Source organism: Luteibacter sp., from assembly GCF_036499525.1.
GTDB lineage: Bacteria > Pseudomonadota > Gammaproteobacteria > Xanthomonadales > Rhodanobacteraceae > Luteibacter.
This window is the reverse complement of the sequence record NZ_DASYDO010000038.1, coordinates 11,390-31,334: the sequence shown is the minus strand read 5'-3', so window position 1 is coordinate 31,334 and position 19,945 is coordinate 11,390. Positions and strand designations below refer to the sequence as shown.

Below are 19,945 nucleotides of genomic sequence, written 5' to 3'. Positions count from 1 at the left end.
CTTGGTTCCACATACCTTCGTATAGACTTCCTTCTTTACCGGAGGAGCCCCCCGATGCTGAACGTCACTGGCCTGGTCAAGACTGTGCCTGGCGGGCGAATGCTCTTCGAGGGGATCGACCTGGCGCTGGCTCCCGGCGACTTCGTCGCCATTACCGGCGAATCCGGGGCGGGTAAATCCACCTTGCTGAACCTCATCGCGGGGCTCGACTCGCCGGATGCGGGGAGTGTGCACATCGCGGGTACGGACATCGCCAGTCTCGATGATGATGGTCGTACACGGCTGAGGCGTGACCGCATCGGCTTCGTGTTCCAGGCGTTCCATGTTTTGCCGCACCTCGATCTTGCCCATAACGTGGCCTTGCCGCTCGCACTCCGGGGATGCGATGCCGAGGAGTCGTTGGCCGCCGCCAACACCATGCTTGCATCCGTCGGGCTGGGAGGACGCGGCGACGCCTATCCGCGCGAACTGTCCGGTGGCGAACTGCAACGCGTGGCCGTTGCCCGCGCTCTCGTTCACCGCCCGAGCCTGATCCTGGCCGATGAGCCCACGGGCAACCTGGATCCCGATACGGCAGCCCGCACGCTCGCCCTGTTCGTGGAGCAGGTACGGCATGCCGGCGCCGCCGTGCTGCTCGTGACGCATTCCGCCGTGGCGGCCGCGGCAGCGGACCGGTCCCTCGTGCTGTCGCCCGCGGGTCTTGTCGAACGTGGCTAAGAGGCAGCTGTTTCCTGTCGCTCGCGGCTGGTTGCTGTGGAGCGAGTGGCGTGCCTATCCCGGGCGCGTGCTGGCGGCACTGTTGGCGATCGCCCTGGGTGTCGCGCTGGGGTTTGCCGTGCATCTCGTCAACGCTTCGGCGTTGGGGGAATTCGACAAGGCGGTGCGCTCCGTCAGCGGCACGGCGGACCTGACGGTACGCGCCACGAATGCGTTCGGTTTCGACGAGGCGCTTTATCCGCGCATCGCTCGTATCCCGGGACTTTCCGTGGCGCCCATCGTCACGACGCGTGCCGTTATCGACGGAAAGATTCCGGTGACGCTGGAGGGTATCGACGTTTTTCGCGCGGGAAGCATGGGTCAGGGGCCCAGCGGAAACGGCCTGGCGGGATATCAGGACTTCCTTGCAGGCAGGTCGATCATCCTTTCGGCGACCTCGCTGGCCGCGGCGGGGCGCAAGGTCGGCGAAACCATTCGTCTTGATGCCAATGGGCACGCGTTCCAGGTCAAGGTCGCAGGCACCTTGCCATCGGCAGCGGGAACCCAGCTGGCCGTCATGGACATTGGCGCCGTGCAGTGGCGCTTCGGCATGCTCGGCCGCCTTCAGCGTCTGGACGTCCATCTCGCATCCGGCGTAAATGCCGCGCAGGCTCGGAGAGCCTTGGCCGTGGTCTTGCCCCCGGACGCCATCGTCATCGATGCGGCGAGCGACGCGGCTCAGAACGACAGCCTGTCCGCAGCCTATCGGGTGAACCTCGACATGCTGGCCCTGGTCGCGCTCCTGACCGGAGGCTTTCTCGTCTATTCCGCGCAGTCCCTGTCGGTGGCACGGCGGAATGCCCAGTTCGCGCTGCTGCGCGTACTCGGTATGGAACGGAACCAGGTGCGGGGACAGGTACTCGTCGAGGCGGTGCTGCTGGGCGTGGTTGGCGCGGGCGCGGGTATCGGCCTCGGATTGCTGCTGGCGTCGCTCGCGCTCACGCTGCTCGGCGGGGACCTGGGTGGTGGGTATTTCCAGGGTGGAACGCCGCAACTCGTCTTCGCCCCATGGGCTGCGGGAATCTTTGGCGTCCTCGGTGTAGCCGCCGCGGTACTCGGCAGCATGGTGCCGGCACTGGCGGCCGCGCGTGCGCTCCCTGGCATCGCCATCAAGAATCCGGGCGACACCGTCGATCCGCGCGTTCGCGCTCGCCCATGGCGGGCCATCGTCATGCTGGCATGTGCCGTCCTGGCCTCCTTGCTGCCCGCGGTGCGGGGCATCGCCTTGTTCGGCTACGTGGCAATGGCGTTATTGCTTGCGAGTGGCGTCGCGCTCATGCCCTGGCTGGCTCGCGCGCTCGTTTCGCCGCTTCGAAACCTGCGGCTGAGGGCCGTGCCGTTTCGCCTGGCTACGGCGCGTCTCTGGGGCGCCCCGTCGCAGGCGTCCGTGGCACTGGCGGGCATTCTCGCGGCCACGGCGTTGACCGTGGCCATGGCGGTCATGGTGACCAGCTTCCGGGGATCGGTGGATCGCTGGCTTGGCGACGTGCTGGGGGCCGATATCTATTTGCAGGTCAACGACACGACGGCGGGTGGTTTCGACACGACTGCACAGGCGCGCATGCGCAAGGTGGCCGGCGTGGCATGGTTGGGTGTGCTCAAGGAGACGCCGCTGCGGTTCGACGAGCGGCATCCCGCCGTCATGCTGATAGCACGCACATTGGATGGTCCTGGGGCGCAGCACTCGTTGATCGGCAAGCAGGTCGCGGTTCCCCAGGGCGCGGTTCCCGTATGGGTTTCCGAGCCGGCTTCGCGTGTCTATGGCTGGAAGCCCGGGGACACGCTCGCGCTCCCGCTTGCCGGTTCGCCGAAGGTTACGGTGGCTGGCGTGTGGCGCGACTACGCGCGCCAGCACGGCGCCATCGTGGTGGACGAGCGAACTTACACGCGATGGACGGATGACGGTAGCCGCACCGCCGTGTCGGTGCTGGTATCGCCCGGTGCGACTATCGATGGGGTGGCTGCGGGCCTGCGCATGGCCATCGGCGCCGATAAAAGCGGCGTCACCGTGAGTCGCCCCCAGGACATCCGGCGGAAAGCACTCGAAGCATTCGACCGGAGCTTCCTCATCACCTATCTTCTCGAAGGCATCGCTGTGTGCGTCGGTCTTGCCGGCGTTGCCGCCACCGTCGGCGCGCAGGTGCTTGCACGCATCAGGGAGTTCGGCATGCTCCGTCATGTAGGCGCGACACGTGGCGAGCTTATGCGGATGCTGCTGATTGAAGGCGCGTTGCTGGGTGGAGTCGGCGGCGTGGCTGGCGTCGCCCTCGGCGTGGCCATGAGCCAGGTGCTCATCCATGTGGTGAACCCCCAGTCGTTCCATTGGACGATGGACACCATCCTGCCGTGGCCTTTCCTGTGTGGTGCCGTGGCGGGCCTGGTGGTGGCGACCGCGGGTGTCGCGCTCGTCGTGGGCCGAAGTGTCCTTTCCATGGATGCCGTGCGTGCCGTCAGGGAGGACTGGTAGTGCGGATGCGATGGTTGGCGCTCGTGCTGTCGACGATCGTCGGGTCGGGCCTGGCCGCCGATCACGTGGACTATGCCGCCGTCTCGCCGGATAACCCGGTGGTGTTGCCGCGCGATCACGGCGCACACCCGGCGTACAAGACCGAGTGGTGGTACCTCACCGGTTGGCTGGACACGAAGGGCGGGCCGGTTGGCTTCCAGGTGACGTTCTTCCGCACGCGGCTGCCGTTCGACGATGGCAACCCGAGCCGCTTTGCCGCACGCCAGTTGATCCTTGCGCATGTGGCGTTGGCCGACCCGGTCGTGGGACACCTCGAGCATGGGCAGCGGGTGGCGCGCGAAGGCTTCGGGCTTGTGGGCGCTTCCACCGCGGACACCGATGTGGTGCTGGATGACTGGCATCTCGAGCGCGACAAGGACGGGAGCTTTACGACAAAAGCGCGCAGCGATGGCTTCGACCTCGATCTCACGTTCGTGCCCACGCAGCCGCCGTTGCTCCAGGGTGATAAGGGGTACAGCCGCAAGGGACCCGGTGAGGGGGACGCGAGCGCCTACTTCAGCCTTCCGCATCTCGTGGTGAAGGGACGGCTTACGCGAGGTTCGCGAACGGAACAGGTGCGCGGCACGGCCTGGCTCGATCGTGAGTGGTCGTCGAGCTTTCTCGATGCACGCGCGGTGGGATGGGATTGGGCAGGATTGAATATGGACGACGGAAGCGCGGTGACCGTGTTCCGGGTACGCGACTCGCAGGGTCGCCCGGTCTGGGCGGGCGGCAGCATGCGCGCGGCGGACGGTTCGCTCACGATCCTCGGGCCCCACGATGTGAGGTTCGATGCGCGACGGATCTGGCGCTCGCCGCGGACGGGAGCCGGATACCCTGTGGAGACGACGGTATCGGTGGCGACTGCGGCCGGAATCAGGCGTTTCGTGTTGCAACCTCTGTTCGACGATCAGGAGCTGGATTCACGCCCCACGGGAGGTCCGTTGTATTGGGAAGGCGCAGTGCGCGTCGACGGCGGGCGAGGGTACCTGGAACTGGTGGGTTACGGCGGGAAGCTTCGACTCTAGCTACGCGTGGGTCAGGGATATGACGATTTCCACGACGATGAGTATGACGATGGCGATTTCCAGCCATTCGTTACGACGGCTTGAGGCCTCTTCGTAAAGGGCCGCATACGTGTCCCGGATGATCGACAGCTTGCGGTCCACTGAGGCGCTCAGTGCCTGCACACGGAACAGCGACAGGGCACTGCTGTAGATCCGCGCCAGGTAAACGTCCTCGGTGACCTGCAGCGCGTTGTCCACGCGCTCCGTGAGTTCGGTGACCTCGGCAACCAGTGCATATAGCCCGCGAGCCAGGTGGGCGAATCGGCGCGATGCCAGCAGGGAGGCGGTGGAACGCGCCTTTTCCACCTGGTCGTACATGTGCGGAAGCTCATCGTCCAGATGCAGGTCGTAATAACGCATCTCGACGAGCTGCGCATTGGCCACTTCAATGACGTCGGCCACGTCCGAGTCGCCGCGTGGTTCGTAGATGAAGGCGCGGTCCCAGGTCAATACGACGAGGTCGTCGGCGTAATAGGAGAAGCTGCGGGAAAGCAGTTCCTTCCGTGCGGAGCGTGACAATGGTCGCGTTTCGCCGGTGAGCACTTCGACGAGGTCCACCGTTTCCATCAGCCTTTCCGCATCCATGTTTTCGTTGAAGGCATGGACAGTCGCGATCAGGTGGTCTTCGTCCAGCCGTTCGCCTTCCGTCGGGCGTTCCAGGGACGGGCGGATCACGTCCTGCACGCGTTCGAGCAGGTCATTCCAGAACCGGGTGCCGGACGCGGGTCCGAATCGGGTATCCACGTCCGTGACGTCGCGCACGTAGGACGACCAGGGCTGGCCGGTGCGCCGGATGCGCAGGGACAGCGCGGCAAGCCCGAAATCGTATAGCCGAACCGACATCGTGGCGCGTGCGGGACCGCTCGCGAGCACCACCTCCACTTCGCCCAGCGACAGCCATAACGGCGGTACGCCGAAGCTGATGGCTTCCGGTGGCGTGCTGGACAACGAGGAGCGGGCGAACGCGGTGCTTCCGCGTTCCGTCCACAGTCGTTCCGCATGCGCCAGGTCGACGCTGTAGGCGATGTCGATCAGGCGGAGCGCGGTGACTTCACCGGAGGAAACCACGAGGTTCGCGGATGTCACGGTAGCTTCCGAAGCACCGCGGGGAGGCGGTGCGTACAGCCGATATGCTAGCAGCGGGGGTGTTGCCGTCGCTATCGTGGGGGGTGGTCGACCTCGGCAGGCGGGTATCTGGGCGCCCGGGGCGTAGGAACCTGCGAGTCGGACGGGAGGGCTGTAACCGATCGAGGCACGAAACCGAATGCGTTCGTTGTACCTTCCCTCATCAGCCACATGGCAACGGGCGTCACATGACCATCCACTTTTCATGCACGATGTGCGGACGCTGCTGCCATGGCCTGCGTTTACCCATCGGCGTCGACGAAGCCATGGCGTGGTTGCGCGATGGAGGCAACGTGCAGCTGTTCTGCGAGGCGATTCCTTGGCCGGAGGAGCCACCGGCCGACAATCACCTCGCATGGTACAAGCGGCGTCGATCGTTTGCGGCGACCAGTGGGCAGCTTCCGGTACGCGTCATCGTATCGTTGATGGCGGTCTTCGAAGGCGCGTGCCCGAACCTGCAGCCGGACATGCGCTGCGGCATCTACGAGCGGCGGCCACGGGCATGCCGGGTCTATCCCGCCGAGGTGAACCCGTTCTTCGCGCTGGATCGCGACACGAAGCTCTGTCCGCCCGAGGCATGGCAAACGCAGGACGTACTCCAGGGCGAGGATGGCGAGTGGAAAGACGCCGAAGTGGCTCAGTCGATCGCCGGCATGCGTGAGGCAGACGCACGCGATGCGGCAGTCAAGGCAGAGCTTTGTGCCGTGCTGGGCATTTCGTCCAGCGGTCTTTCCAACGAAGGCGTCGTCGTCCATGCGCCGGACCGTGCGCGCCTCCTCTCGGCTTTGGAAGAGGCAACGACGGCCGGTGGTGACGTCGCCATGACCGCATGGCATGTCGTGTCTCACCGGCGCGCCACGCTGGAACTCTTGCAGTCCGCCGGTACCTCGCCGCTGCCTGCCTCCGCGCTGCAAGGCACGGAGGCGAGTTTCATGGGCTTCGTTGCAGGCGATGCCGACTAAGCGACAGGCTCCGGGTCAACGCGGCACGAGCAACCGGAAGAACGCAGCGACCAGGCCGACGGCGAGCACACCGCCGACATAAAGCATCGCGAACCACGCGGCTTGTCGCCAGCGGCTACGCGTGGTCATCAGTGATACCCCGGATCGTCCGCGCGCACCTTGCCGCGGAAGACCCAGTAAGCCAGTGCCGTATAGGCAAGGATGATCGGAATGACGATGGCCGCGCCGATCAGGGTGAACAACTGGCTGGAACGTGGGGCGGATGCCGTCCAGATATCCAGCGACGGGGGCACGATGTTCGGAAAGATGCTGATGATCAGGCCCGTATAGCCGAGGAACAGGATGGCCAGGGTCAGCAGGAACGGCGTGCGATCGGCGCCCCGGCGCAGGGTGACGAGGATGCCGACGAGGCACGCGAGGACGAGCACGGGCACGGGCAGGAAGAAGAACAGGTCTGGCGTCGAGAACCAGCGCGTCGCGACGGCCTCCTGGCCGAGGACCGTCCACAGGCTGACGATACCTATCGTTGCGCCGAGGACGAGGGTCAGTGGGCGCATCAGCACAGCCATGCGACGCCTCAGTTCGCCTTCGGTTTTCATCAGCAGCCAGCCGCAACCGAGCGTGGCATAGGTCACCAGCAGGCCGATGCCGGTGAAGAGGTTGAACGGCGTGAACCAGTCGAACGGGCCGCCGGCGAACCTTCCGTCGCGTACTTCGATACCCTGCAGCAGGGTGCCCAGGATCACGCCCTGGGCGAAGGTGGCGACGCCGGAGCCACCGATGAAGGCCAGATCCCACAGGTGCTGGGTGCGCCGTGCCTTCGCGCGTATCTCGAAAGCGACGCCACGAAAGATGAGGCCGCAGAGCATCGCCACGATGGGCAGGTAGGTCGCCGGCAGCAGGACGGAATAAGCGAGGGGAAACACGGCGTACAGCGATGCTCCGCCCAACACCATCCACGTCTCGTTGCCATCCCATACGGGAGCGACGGTATTGAGCATGACCTGGCGTTCGCCTTCGCGGTCGAAGAAGGGGAAGATCAGGCCGATGCCGAGGTCGAAGCCATCGAGCATCACGTAGAGGAATACGCCGAAGCCGATGATGGCCGCCCAGATGACTGGCAGATCGATGGTCATGGCGATCACTCGTCGATAGAGTCGGTGGGACGCGACATCGGGCGGTGATCGAACCGCTCGCGGCCGCGGCCGGTGTCGGCGGCTTCCGCAGCCGCCTCGTCGTGCGGGAAATTCGGTCCCTTCGCCATGAGCTTCAGCATGTAATAGATACCCGTGCCGAAGACCAGGAAGTAGACCATCACGAAGATCATCAACGAGGTACCCACCTGCTGCACGCTGAGCGCCGAAACGGCGTCGCGCGTGCGCAGCACGCCGTACACCACCCAGGGCTGGCGTCCGGCTTCGGTGGTCACCCATCCGGCGAGCAGCGCGATCAGGCCCGTCGGCCCCATATAGAGAGTGAAGCGCTGGAACCAGCGCGCGTCGTAGAGACGGCCGCGCCGTCGAAGGGCCAACCCGGTCAGTGCGAGGAGCAGCATCAGCGTGCCCATGCCCACCATGATGCGGAAGCTCCAGAAAACGATGGTCGAATTCGGGCGGTCTTCCGGTGCGAAGGATTTCAGGCCACGCACTTCGCCGTCCCAGCTGTGCGTGAGGACCACGCTGCCAAGATGGGGAATCCGCCAGGCATAGCGCGTGGTTTCGGCCTTCATATCCGGCCACCCGACCAGGTTGAGCGCTACGCCTTTCTCGGTTTCCCAGAGGCCTTCGATGGCGGCTATCTTCGCGGGTTGGTATTCACGGGTGTTGAGTCCATGCGCATCGCCCACCGCAATCTGGATCGGCACGACCAGCAACAGCATCCACAGCGCCATCGAGAACGCCTTGCGGATGGCGGGATCCTTGCGGTCGCGCAGCAGGTGCCACGCGGCGCAGGCACCCACGAGCAGGGCGGCCACGATGAACGCGGCCAGCGACATGTGCACGAGTCGATACGGGAACGACGGGTTGAAGACGATCTTGAACCAGTCGGTGGGAACCACCTTGCCGTCGACCAGCCCATATCCCTGCGGGGTCTGCATCCAGCTGTTCGACGAAAGGATCCAGAAAGTGGAAATGAGGGTGCCGGTGGCGACCATCAACGTGGCGAAGAAGTGGGCCTTCGGCCCCACCTTGGTCCACCCGAAAAGCATGATGCCGAGGAAGCCGGCCTCGAGGAAGAATGCCGTCATCACCTCGAAGGTCAGCAGGGGGCCCGTTACCGAGCCCGCGATGGCGGAAAATCCGGACCAGTTCGTGCCGAACTGGTAGCTCATCACCACGCCGGACACCACGCCCATCGCGAAACCGACGGCGAAGATCTTCGACCAGAAGAAGAACAGCTCCTTGTAGACGAGCTTGCCGGTCTTCAGCCACAGGCCTTCGAGGACGGCGAGATAGCTCGCCAGCCCGATACTGATAGCCGGGAAGATGATGTGGAACGACACGGTGAAGGCGAATTGCCAGCGTGCCAGGAGGAGTGCCGTGTCGGGAACGTTCATGGGATTCTCCGTCTCGTGCACAGTCTAGACCACTATGCACGCACGGCTTGCCGGCGCGACACTTTGGCGCGTGAACGATTGTCGCAGGACGGAGGGGGGCGCTGGATTGCAGCGTCTTGCTGCTACTCCGCGGCTTGTGGCTTGCGCAGGCCGAACAGGGCGGAAATGTTCATTTGCATGTTAAGACCGTACACCAGGATGTCCTTCGGCAGCACTTTCGTGTTCGCGATGCCCGAATTGTCCGGGTGCGCGATGTACTGGATGTTCGGCATGAGGGTGATGCCGCGGGCCACGTGCCAGCCGTAGTTGAGTTCCACGGTGTACTGGTGCGGATTGTTGCTTCCGTGGCCGCCGGCCTTGATCCGGGCGTCGCGCAGGTAGTCGCGCTCGGCGTCGGTCATGTCGAAGTACGAAAGAGACAGGCCCACGGTGTCCTGCGGACGGCCCGCGAATGGCCCCGTGAGGACGAAGCCCGTATAGATCTGCTGCCGCATGATCTCGTCGGTTTCAAGCTGCTGTGCGATGCCGGCGAAGACATTGAGGTTGCGCGACGAGGTGGGATGGGGACGCCACACCACGTGGTCGGCCATGAGGTACGCACCGGAGCGGTTCGTATCGGCGTGTCGGGCGGCACCGCCGTGCAAGCCCCGGGATTGGCCCTTGGTGTTATAGAACGGATCGTTGAGCGGCGCCGTGCTGAGGTACCCGCCGAGCTTCACCTCGAAGCCGTACGGGTAAACCCTGGGATCGGTATGTGTCCACCCGAACTCGACGGGAATCGTCACGCCGGTGGCGTTGGCCACGGAGAAATCGAGGCCGTTGCTGGCGGACGTCGTGGGGTTCACTTCGTATACGCCTGTTTCGACATAGGTGTGCTTCGAGGTGTGGTACTTGACGTTCATCGCCCAGGTGGCCGACGGGAGCAGGCTATAGCCGCCCTCGGAATTGATCAGGCGCGGCACGCCGCAATGGACGCCGGACTGGAACTGGCAGTTGGTGGCAAGATGCGCGTAGTAGCTGGTGGTACCCAGCCGCCCGACCAGGATGTCGAGGCGATTGTCCAGCAGCTTCTGTTCGTAGGCGAACAGGCCAAGGTGCCACTGGGGGAACTCGTTCTTGTAGATGTATTGCTGCTTCGAGAACGTGCCGGTCACGTCGTGGTTCAGGCCATTGCCATAGTCGCGGTACACGGTGAAGTGGAAGCTTCCGCCACCGGCACCGAGCAATTTGTCGAGGTCGAGGTCGGCCCCGATGTTGAACTGGCCCACGTTGGTGCGGCCCTGGTCCACGCCACCGCGAGGATTGGTCGCGTACTGGTTGATCAGGTTGGCCCGCAGGAACACGCCGCGCGCCGCAAGGCGCTGCAGGCTGGCGGAAAGCGAATCGTCCTTCCGTGTGCTGCCTGCGCTCGACGTTACCGCGGCGGTGTGCGTCGCAGCGGTATCCCCTGTAGCTGCGGGAGACCCGAAGGCCGGGCCCGCGGCCAAGCAGCAAAGGCTGCCCAATCCCACGGCGGTGGCGCCGAAGGTGTGATGGTTGAACTTCATGTAACGTCCCCTCCCCAGGTGGACTGGTGGATCAGTGGCACCCCCGTACCCGCGGGCGGTGCGAACGAGCGTTGGCTCAGGTGGGCTGGAATCCGTTGTCCAGCTCGGTATGCAGACGCTCCTTGTCGACGGCGTGCTCCCACTGGCCGACCACGATGGTGGCGACGCAGTTGCCCGCGATGTTCGTGAACACGAAAGCGGAAGAAAGGACCCTGTGCACACCCAGGATCAGGGCGATGCTGCCGACCGGAATGGTCTTGGTGGCTGCAAGCGTCATGGCGAGCACGGCGATGGCGGAACCCGCGACGCCCGCGCCGCCTTTGGACGTCACCAGCAGGATGACCAGCAGCGACAGCTGCGCCTCCCAACCGAGCGCTGTACCCGTCGCCTGCGCGAGGAACACGCTCACGGCCGCGAAATAGAGGCAGGTGCCGTCATGGTTGAAGCTGTACGCGGTGGGCAGCACGAGGCCCACGACGGACTCTTCCACACCAAGCCTGGTCAGCTTGCTCGTGAGCTGCGGAAACACGCTTTCCGATGAACTCGTACCGATGACCAGCGCAAGCTCTTCCCTTACGTAGCGCATCAGCTTGAGCAGGCTGAACCCGGAATACCACGCGATCGGCGTCAGCACCACGAGGAAGAAGATGAGACAGGTGAGGTAGAACTCGCCGATCAGCGCGCCCAGCGCCACCAGCGAGTGCAGGCCGAACTTCGCCACGGTAAAGGCGATGGCGCCGAACGCCGCTATGGGTGCGATTTTCATCGCGATGCGGATGATCCAGAACAGCGCCTTGGAAATCGTATCCACCGTCTCGAGCACCGGCCTGGCCTTGTCGCCCAGCGAGGCCAGGCCACAGGCGAACAGCACCGAGAAGACCAGTATCTGGAGAATCTCTCCCTCGGAAAACGCGTGCACGGCCGATTTGGGCACGAGGTTCAGAAGGAACTCCCCGAAGGTCATATGGGCGGCAGGATGGACGGCAGCGCCAGCGGTCTGGAAGCTCGCGGGATCGATATGCATCCCCATGCCGGGCTTCAGGATGTTGATCGTCACCAGGCCGATCACCAGCGCGAAGGTGGTCACCACCTCGAAGTACACGATGGCCTTGATGGCGATGCGGCCGACCTTGCCGAGATCACGCACGCTCGCGATGCCGTGGGTCACGGTACAGAAGATGATCAGTCCTACCACCATCTGGATCAGCCGGATGAACACGTCGCCCAGCGGCTTGAGTTGCTTGCCGATGTCCGGGAAAAAAGCGCCCACGGCCACACCCAGCACCATGCCCGCGAGCACCTGGAAGGTCAGGTCCTCGTAGAAGCGGCGCGGCTTCCGCGGTGCGTCAATCAATGCCATGACCGAGGATCCTCCTGGCAGGTGCGAAAACTTCGTCTACGCCGGGCCGGCGGGGCAGGAGCCCCTGGCGCATGCAGGCGTCGATGGTGAATGCCACGGGCTCGCGCAGGCTTTCGAAGCCGAAGCGGAAGGGTACGGGCCCGACCGGGTCGGCACCCACCTGGCCGGCGGCCTCGCGCAGCAGTTCGTAAGCGGCCCTGATCGCGGCGGGGCTCTGGCCGGCGGCGGAGCGCGATGCGGCCACCATGTGGTTGATCGGCATGAAGCGATGCTTGCGCCACCATGCCAGGTCGCGGTCGTTCGCATCCGCGATGACGGGGCGGAATTCGTCGCCCTTGGGCATGTCGTTTCCGAGGATGGCGGCGTCGATGTCGCCATCGCGCAGCATGTCCAGCAGGCTCTTGTCGCTATCGTCGTGATGGACGAAGGCGGGATCGCCGTATTGCTCGACATGCGCGCCGTCATGGGTGATCCACTCTATCGCACCCGTGTCCATGTCGAAATCCTCGGCGAGGTGCGAACGCACCCACATGCCGGTCGTCTGCGTATAGGCACGCACGCCGACGCGCCTGCCGGGCAGATCCTGGGGCCCGATGGGCCGGGAACCGTGCGCGATAAGGCAGCCGCGCTGGAAGCGCGAGGCGACGACGATGGGAAGCAGCACCACCGGGCGATCGTATGCCACGGCCTGCAACGCCGTGACGATCGCGAGCTCGCACAAGTCGTAAGCCTCGTTGCGCACCATCGGCGCGAATGCCTTGTGCACCGGCGAGACTTCCTGGAAGTCGAGCGTGACGTCCGCGTGGGTCACGCTCCTGTCCTTCAGCGCCTTCGTGTGCGGATAGTTGCCGAGGACCGTCTTGAGGGTGGTCGTAGTCATGCCATGCTTCCGCGTCGCGCGAAGGGATAGATCCGACGGGCCGTGCCGCTGAAGATGGATTCCTGGGCTTCGAGGGGCAGTTCGGTCAGGGCTGTCCTCGCGGTGGCCGCCAGTTCGTCCAGCGTGCCGGCGGCGGCCGGGAAATTGGAGCCCCAGGCGATGCGCGTCGCGCCGAAGACGGCCACGATCGCTTCGAGGAAGTCGGCAGGACGGGAGGCGCCCTGTGCGGCGGCCTCTAGCGTGCGATTGGTCAGTTTCAGGTGCACGCCTGGGAAGGCGGCCATGTCGAACAGCGCCTTGGCTGCGCTGTACGGCTTGCCATCCTTCAGGTCGGGGCGTGCGCAGTGGTCGAGCAACACGTTCGCGCCGGGAAAACGCGTCATGAGCTCGCGCAGCTTCGGCAGGCCGTCCATGGTCATCTGCAGGCACACCGGGATGCCGTGTGCCTCCGCATGCGCCCAGGCGGGGTATGAATCCTCGTGCCCCAGCCAGTCCGCCTGGCCCGGCATCGTGCTGCCGGTAGTGAAGAGGCGGAATCCCGCGAGTCCCTGCGACTGCCAGTGGTCGATGCGCGCCACTGCATCCGGCGCCATCGCATCGATGGAGTAGACACCCACGAAGCGGTCGGGGTGGGCGCGCACGGTGTCAACAACGTAGCGATTGTCATGGCCATAGACGGTCGATGCCTGGACGACCACGGCCTGTTCAATGCCGGCGACGTCCATGGCGCGAAGCAGGCCGTCGGCATCCACGGGGCGATCGTGCGACCACTCGGACTGGCGGCCGCCAATGGGGGCGACAGGATAGCTGTTCGCGTCCGGCGAAATGACATGTGTGTGCGTATCGAGAAGGATCACGTTGCCTCGCCCATTCAGAAAAACTATAGAAAAATGTTGCACTGCAAAATCGATGGTCCTGTCCAGGCCTGAAATATGCGCTGCGGCGCGCCTCGGGGCCAAATTCGATTTATGATTGAGGTATCGAAATAAGTTAATGATCTCATGAGCGTTGTTTTCTCCCTCAACCTCCGCCACCTCGACGCGCTGCTTGCCGTTTCGCGGGCGGGGACCATGAGCGCCGCGGCGGCCGAGATAAGCCTTTCCCAACCGGCGCTTGCCCACGCGGTAGCGAACATGGAGCGCGCGCTGAACACGCGGCTGTTCGACAGGCACCCGTCGGGGGTCACGCCCACCGAGCACGGCGCGCGTTTCATCGCGCGCGTGTCCCGTGCGTTGCGCTATCTGGCACGCGGCATCGTCCAGGTGCGGCGCCCAGCGCGCATGCAGGCCATCGCGCATATCGAGCGGCGCATCACCATGGGTCAGCTTCGCGCGCTGGTCTCGGTAGTCACCGTCAGCAGCTATGCCGCGGCAGCCGCGGAAGTGGGCATTTCGCAGCCGGCGCTGCATCGGGCCATGCGCGAACTGCAGGAAACGACCGAAGTGCCGATGTTGGTGCGAGTGGGGCGCTCGGTGCGGCCCACCGATGCCGCGGCGAAGCTCGTGCATTTCGTTCGCCTGATGCTGGCGGAACTTGCCGCCGGTATCGACGAACTGGCGCCGTCGGACGACGCCACCGGCAATATCCGTATCGGCGTCCTTCCCGTGGCGCGAGCCCATTTCCTGCCGCAGGTGCTGGCACGGTTTTGCGAGGACTATCCGGGTGCTTCGATCGAAGTCATCGAAGGACCGTACATGGAATTGCTCCAGCGGTTGCGTCATGGCGAGATGGACCTCCTCATCGGTTCACAGCGCCAGTCGGTGCCGGCACGCGATGTCCGTCAGGAAGGTCTGTTCGACGACGAACTCGTCATCGTCGGCCGGGCAGGACATCCGTTGCGCGGCACGGCGCGACCGTCGATCGATGCCTTGCTTCACTATCCATGGGTGGTACCGGCACGTGGCGTGCCCATGCGGCTCAACTGGGAGCGCATGTTTCATGACCGCGGAAGGGACCCGCCAAACCTGAAGGTTCAGTGCGCCTCGGTAATGATCATGCGCGGGCTTATGCTGGAGGGCGACTGGCTCACCTTGATGTCGCGCGACCAGTTCCTGCTGGAAAGCCGCGCGGGTAAGCTCGTGGAGATAGGGACGAAGGGGCCGGGCTTCTGGCGTCGCATCGCGATGACGCGGCGTATCGAGTGGCAACCCACTCGGCTGCAGTCGGCCTTCGTGGCTCTCCTGCAGCAAATGGCCGCGCGAAAGACGGCGCTACGGGAGGCCACGGGGACAGGGGCCATCTAAGGAGGTAGGATTCGATCATCCACCATCAGGATTCATGGAGGCAGCGATGGAGATCTTGCGCGGCGAGCGGTTCCTTCCGGTAAGCCTCGTCACCTGCGCCATCTTCCTGATCGCACCAGAGGTGCTGCTTTCCGGTATGGAATCGCCGGGACGCCTGATCGTCATGTTCACATGGTTATTCGTGGTGATCCTCGGCTCCGCGATCGCCGTCGTGCGTCATGCGGAACACCTTGCGCATCACCTCGGCGAACCGCGCGGTACCTTGATCCTGACGCTGGCCGTGACCTCCATCGAGATCATGAGTATCGCCGCGGTGATGCTCCATGGCGCGAACAACCCCACGCTGGCCCGCGATACCTTGTTCTCCGTCACCATGATCGTGTTGAACGGCATGGTCGGCCTCGCCCTGATGCTCGGCGGCCTCAAGCATCGAGAGCAGACCTACAACCTGCAGGGCGCAAACGCCTATCTCGGCCTCATCATCCCGCTCGGTGTCCTCGGCATGGTCATGCCGACCTTCGCGCGCGATGGGATCGATTCGCACCTGCGCCTGTCCCACCAGTTGTTCCTGGCGTTGTCTGCCATCGTGCTGTACGCGACCTTCCTGTTCCTGCAGACGCGGAGCCTGCGCGGCTATTTCATCTCGAACGAGCCGGCGCCGCACGAAGAAAGGCTGGAGCGGAGCGCGGGCAAGGGGCCCAGAGTGGCCGCCTTGTTCCTCATCGCCTATATGGTTCCGGTGGTGTTCCTCGTGGATAAGCTGGCCGTGCCCATCGATTACGTGGTCGAGACGATGGGCGCGCCCGCGCTGCTGGGTGGCCTCGCCATGGCCGTGCTGGTAGCCATGCCCGAAGGCATGGGCGCCATCCGCGCGGCCAATCGCAACGAACTCCAGCGCTCGGTGAATGTCCTGCTGGGGTCGGTGTTGTCGACGATCGGCCTTACCATTCCGGCCATCCTGGTCATCAGCCGCATGACGAATCATCCGGTGACGCTAGGGCTCGAGGACACGGACGTGATCCTGTTCGTCCTTACGCTGATCCTGTCCATCGTCACGTTCTCCAGCCCACGCACACACCTTCTCCAGGGCGCGGTGCACCTGCTGGTCTTCGGCTGGTTCGTCTTCCTGATCTTCGCCCCGTGATGTATGAGCGCGCCCTGCGCGCGACGGATTTTCGCGAGGAGCGACAGGTCCTGAGGCTCACGGCCTCAAAAGCTGTCGCGCGCAGGGCGCGCTCCTACATGTGCGGCGCGTGTTGCCACTGCATGGACGGTAATGCTGCGTCCACGCGTGTGGCGTCGATGGCTTTTGCGACGATGGCCCTGAACTCTTCAGGCGTGCATTCGCCGACAGCGTGGCAACCCGCCACTCTCACGGGCGATGTCTTCATGTCGGTGTAGCGGTTGGTGCGCAATTCCAGCATCGATGGCATCAGGTCGCGGATGCGGATGACATCGTGACCCTCATGGTGCACGAGGGATAGCAGGAGCGCGCCGCCGGGCGGGTAGTCGTCGGGGCGTTTCGGGTCGTGCCAATCCAGGCCGAGGACGCCGGCGACATTGGCCAGGTTGGTGTCGTGGCCGACCAGGACGACGATGCCCTTGCGCGACGCGAGCAGCGGTTCCACGTCGGCTGGCCTGGCGGGAGCGAGGCCGAAGGTGGAGGCGATGTGCGCGACGAGATTGGAGCCGGCCTGGGCCGCCGCGGGCATGGATTTCTTCGTCGCCGCGAACTCGTCGTTATGCAGCGTGATCAGGCGGCCGAGCAGGTCGACGCCGCCGCGGTTGAAGGCCACGTCGTCCATCAGCATGCCTTGAGCAAAGGCGAGCATCAGGTTTTCGCTCAGGGTGCCGGTGAGTTTGGTTGCCTTGTCAGGGTCGGTCGGGAGTAGCTTCTTGCCGTCGCGTTTGGCGATGGCGGGGCAGGTGGTGGGGGTGCAGCCCAGGAGGGTGGATTGGAGTTCTTCCAGGGCTGGGGGTTGCGGCGAAAGGCTGTCGCGCGCGGGGCGCGCTCCTACGCCGTCTTCTGCTTCGTGGTAGTGGAAGAGGGGGTTGTTCGACGCGCCTTCGGTGGCCAGGAAGCCGGTGTCGCAGCCTGGAGCCAGGCCTTGCACGAGGGCTTCGCTGCTTTCGCGGTTGCGTGGGGTGCTGTCGCCGATGACGACGAAGGACGAGGCATCCGGGCACGTCTGGCCGAGCAGGCGGTCGGCGGTGAATTGGTCGCGCAGGCGCGCCCCGATGCCGATCATCCCGTCACGTCCGTGCGACGTGAGCATGCCCGGCGCGACGGGCCATTCGGGCCACTTCGCGTTCGCGTAGTCGGCGTAGTTCGACGCCGGCTTGGTGGGCGAACGAACGCCGTGGCGCATCAGTACGACTTCGAGCCTCACCTCGTCGCCGGCTGCTGAAGCCACCGACGAAACCACGGTGAGCGCCGCGAAGGCAAGGGCGAGCAGCGCCCTCACAGTTTCACCGACAGGTCGAGGAAGATGCCGCGGCCGGGGAGACCGAAGTAGAGCGGATCGCCACTCACCGCCTGCGTGCCGGCATAACCCGTGAACTTGTGCACGTTGAACAGGTTGTTGAAGTCGACGCTGATCGAAAAACCCTTCGTGCCGGCCGGACCCTTGTCCGTGCGATAGCCTGCGGCGGCATCCACGGTCAGGTAGCCCGCGATGCGCTGGTCGTTGTGGAAGGCGAGATTACCATCGTCGTCCGTGGTGTTGTCCACGCCGTACTGGTGGCCGAGGAACTTGCCCATCAGCGAGCCGAAATAGCCGTTGTCGCCACTGTAGAGCAGGCCGAGGGCCGCGGTGACCTTAGGCGTGCCGGCGATCTGCACGCTGCTGTCCTTGTACGTGGCCTTGTTGTAGCTGGCATTGCCGTAAAGGCTAAGCGTGTGCGTCAACGCCCAGGTGGCCTCGAACTCCGCACCCTTGTAGATGGCCCCGCCACCGTTTATGAAGGTGTCTTCGTTGCCGTTATCGGTGGCAACTTCGGTCTCGGAGATGTAGTTCGAGAAGTTGATGTAATAGACGTCGGCCCCGAAGGTGAACTCGCGCGAGGCGTAGGCCGTGCCCAGCTGGTAGTTGCGCGTGGTTTCCGGTGACAGCCCGCGTGAGCCGTTTACCTGGATCACGTCGACAGGCGGCGCGAGGAAACCCTTGGCGGCCTGCGCATACGCGCTCCACGAATCGCTGAGGCGGTCGTGGACGCTGATCGAGGGCAGGCTGGCGTGGTAGGTGGCTTCCGCATCGAGCGGCACCGGCGGTGACACTTTATTCAGTGGCGCGTCGATGCTACGGGTCACTTCGGAGTAGCGCAGGCCCGGACTCACCGTGATGTCGTCGGTAGGCTTCCAGTCGTACTGCACGTACGGCTGCACGGTATCCGTGCGGTCGTCGAGCACGTAATTCTCGACGGGGCCGTACTTCGTGCCGGTCTTCTCGCCCGTGGTCAGGTCCAGGGGATACTGGTAGCGCGAATCGAGGCTGCGTTCAAGCCAGATGCCTGTAAGGAAGGTGCCCGGACCCAAGTCATGCCCGAGGCGCAGCACGTTTCCGAAGGAGTGGAAGCCGGAATCCGAAAGCTTGCCCGGAAGATCCGTCGCGATCGTGGAAACCTTCTTTCCCTTGGCGTTGTAGAAGGTAACACCGTTATTCGCGGGATCGATATCCGAGGCGTCAGCGGCCTTGCGCGCCCAATGGTCGAAGCTGTTGTAGTAGATCTTGTCGTCGAGATCCCAATCATCAAGCTGCGTGGCCAGGCCGAGATAATTGAAGCTCGAGTAATAGGCCGCGTTGTTGGCGCCCTTGTCGTTCTGCACCGCCGGGTCGTTGCCCAGGCCGAAGCGCCAGCCGAAGCGATCGATCTGGTCCTTCGTCGCGCCTTGCACGGTGTTCTGGTGCTCGCGGTTGTAGCTGGTGACGAACGTAAGCGTGGTAACGGCGCCGAGCTGACTGATCGTCTTCACGAACACGTGGTCGCGCTTGTCCTCGGTACCCTTGAGGTAGGTGTCGCTCGATTCCTTGGAGATATCGGCGAATATGCGCGTATTGCCGAGGGATTCGTCGGCGGCCACGCCGCCGGCACGCGTGTTCCAGCTTCCGACAGTGAGGTACGGCGTGATGCCCGGTTCGTCGGACGGCTCGCGTGAACGCAGCGCGATGGTACCGCCGAAAGTCGCGTTGCCGATGGTGCTGCCGCCGCCGGGACCGCGATCGATCTCGGCCTGGCCGAGCACGTGGTTGTTGAAATAGGCTGAGGTTGTGTGGTGCAGGTCGCTGGCATCGCCGAAAGGAATGCCATCGAAAGTGATATTGAACTGGCCGTCCTGGAAGCCGCGTAGGCTGATGCCTTCGTTCTTGCCGAGGCCCGGGCCTTCCGGCGAGGTGACCGTGATGCTCGGGGCGTACTTGATGATGTCGTCGAAGTTGGCGTTGAAACGCAGGCCGTCGCGGATGAAACGCTCGTCGATGACCGAGGTAGGCTGCGTGGCATCCAGCGGCGCAGCGCTGGGCGCCAGGGTATCCACTGCGTTGGCATGGACGCTTACGGGGGCAAGAGTCCTCGCCTGGTCACGGGTGTCGATGGGCGGTAGAGCGGAGTCGGCCGGCGCCGGGCCGGCGCGGACGTTTCCCGGGACGATCTTCACCGTGGTGGGCGTGACGAAATGGTAAGTCATGTTCGTGCCGCGCAGGAGCGCGGCAAGCTGCTGCTCCGCGGGTACGCCGCCGGGGGCGGGCGCGCTGTGCACGGTACCGGAAACCCCGGAGTCGTAAACCACCTGCCAGCCCGATTCGAGCGCGAACCGGTCGAGTGCCTGCGAGAGCGGCATGGACTCGATGGCCGTGGTGGACGGGGGTACTGCGAAAGCGGCGAGGGGAGCACCGGCCGCGAGGGCCATGGCAATGCGGAACGCGAGCGGATGACGCATGGAGGA

General features: G+C 64.6%; 15 protein-coding genes. 6 read left to right on the top strand and 9 right to left on the bottom strand.

The window, feature by feature from the left end:
* Positions 1-54: 54 nt before the first annotated feature.
* From VGM71_RS07750 to VGM71_RS07740, 3 genes are read left to right on the top strand one after another with little or no spacing between them, the layout of a single operon-like run.
* Positions 55-717 (top strand): ABC transporter ATP-binding protein, encoded by a 663-nt coding sequence (locus tag VGM71_RS07750; protein ID WP_331543670.1) that lies wholly within the window; start codon positions 55-57, stop codon positions 715-717.
* Positions 710-3,223 carry an FtsX-like permease family protein gene (locus VGM71_RS07745; protein WP_331543668.1) on the top strand — a complete coding sequence of 838 codons (2,514 nt, stop codon included), beginning with the start codon at positions 710-712 and terminating at the stop codon, positions 3,221-3,223. The genes VGM71_RS07750 and VGM71_RS07745 overlap by 8 nt, the downstream gene beginning before the upstream one ends.
* Positions 3,224-3,228: 5 nt before the next feature.
* A complete protein-coding gene (locus VGM71_RS07740) occupies positions 3,229-4,290 on the top strand; it encodes a carotenoid 1,2-hydratase (protein ID WP_331543666.1) in 1,062 nt (353 codons plus the stop codon).
* Here the strand turns inward: VGM71_RS07740 and VGM71_RS07735 are convergent, their stop codons facing one another.
* Entirely contained in the window at positions 4,291-5,415 is a 1,125-nt protein-coding gene (locus VGM71_RS07735) for a hypothetical protein (protein ID WP_331543663.1), read from the bottom strand. It lies immediately after the preceding gene.
* Between the two features lie 227 nt (positions 5,416-5,642).
* Between VGM71_RS07735 and VGM71_RS07730 the strand changes: the two genes are divergently transcribed.
* Complete coding sequence (locus tag VGM71_RS07730; protein WP_331543661.1) at positions 5,643-6,416, top strand: YkgJ family cysteine cluster protein; 774 nt, start codon at positions 5,643-5,645, stop codon at positions 6,414-6,416.
* Positions 6,417-6,544: 128 nt separating this feature from the next.
* On the opposite strand, the gene cydB is transcribed toward VGM71_RS07730, so the two are convergent.
* The 6 genes from cydB to VGM71_RS07700 all read right to left on the bottom strand — a co-directional run bounded on the left by cydB (position 6,545) and on the right by VGM71_RS07700 (position 13,617).
* Positions 6,545-7,552, bottom strand: coding sequence for a cytochrome d ubiquinol oxidase subunit II (gene cydB / locus VGM71_RS07725; protein ID WP_331543659.1), 1,008 nt, complete (start codon positions 7,550-7,552; stop codon positions 6,545-6,547).
* A 5-nt stretch (positions 7,553-7,557) separates the two neighbouring features.
* Positions 7,558-8,973 (bottom strand): cytochrome ubiquinol oxidase subunit I, encoded by a 1,416-nt coding sequence (locus VGM71_RS07720; protein ID WP_331543657.1) that lies wholly within the window; start codon positions 8,971-8,973, stop codon positions 7,558-7,560.
* A gap of 122 nt (positions 8,974-9,095) precedes the next feature.
* Positions 9,096-10,520, bottom strand: a complete 1,425-nt coding sequence (locus tag VGM71_RS07715; RefSeq protein WP_331543655.1) for a carbohydrate porin — start codon at positions 10,518-10,520, stop codon at positions 9,096-9,098.
* A gap of 76 nt (positions 10,521-10,596) precedes the next feature.
* On the bottom strand, positions 10,597-11,880 hold the full coding sequence (dctA, locus tag VGM71_RS07710; RefSeq protein WP_331543653.1) for a C4-dicarboxylate transporter DctA: 1,284 nt from the start codon (positions 11,878-11,880) through the stop codon (positions 10,597-10,599).
* Positions 11,867-12,760, bottom strand: coding sequence for a hypothetical protein (locus tag VGM71_RS07705; protein ID WP_331543651.1), 894 nt, complete (start codon positions 12,758-12,760; stop codon positions 11,867-11,869). Before VGM71_RS07705 ends, dctA begins: the two co-directional genes overlap by 14 nt.
* Positions 12,757-13,617 (bottom strand): amidohydrolase family protein, encoded by an 861-nt coding sequence (locus VGM71_RS07700; protein WP_331543649.1) that lies wholly within the window; start codon positions 13,615-13,617, stop codon positions 12,757-12,759. Before VGM71_RS07700 ends, VGM71_RS07705 begins: the two co-directional genes overlap by 4 nt.
* A gap of 144 nt (positions 13,618-13,761) precedes the next feature.
* Between VGM71_RS07700 and VGM71_RS07695 the strand changes: the two genes are divergently transcribed.
* Complete coding sequence (locus tag VGM71_RS07695) at positions 13,762-15,003, top strand: LysR family transcriptional regulator (protein ID WP_331543647.1); 1,242 nt, start codon at positions 13,762-13,764, stop codon at positions 15,001-15,003.
* Between the two features lie 46 nt (positions 15,004-15,049).
* The gene (locus tag VGM71_RS07690) at positions 15,050-16,147 is read left to right on the top strand and encodes a calcium:proton antiporter (RefSeq protein ID WP_331543645.1); all 1,098 of its coding nucleotides are present in this window, start codon (positions 15,050-15,052) and stop codon (positions 16,145-16,147) included.
* Positions 16,148-16,241: 94 nt separating this feature from the next.
* On the opposite strand, the gene VGM71_RS07685 is transcribed toward VGM71_RS07690, so the two are convergent.
* Entirely contained in the window at positions 16,242-17,468 is a 1,227-nt protein-coding gene (locus tag VGM71_RS07685) for a histidine-type phosphatase (RefSeq protein ID WP_331543642.1), read from the bottom strand.
* Complete coding sequence (locus VGM71_RS07680) at positions 17,465-19,939, bottom strand: TonB-dependent receptor (RefSeq protein ID WP_331543640.1); 2,475 nt, start codon at positions 19,937-19,939, stop codon at positions 17,465-17,467. Before VGM71_RS07680 ends, VGM71_RS07685 begins: the two co-directional genes overlap by 4 nt.
* Positions 19,940-19,945 lie beyond the last annotated feature (6 nt).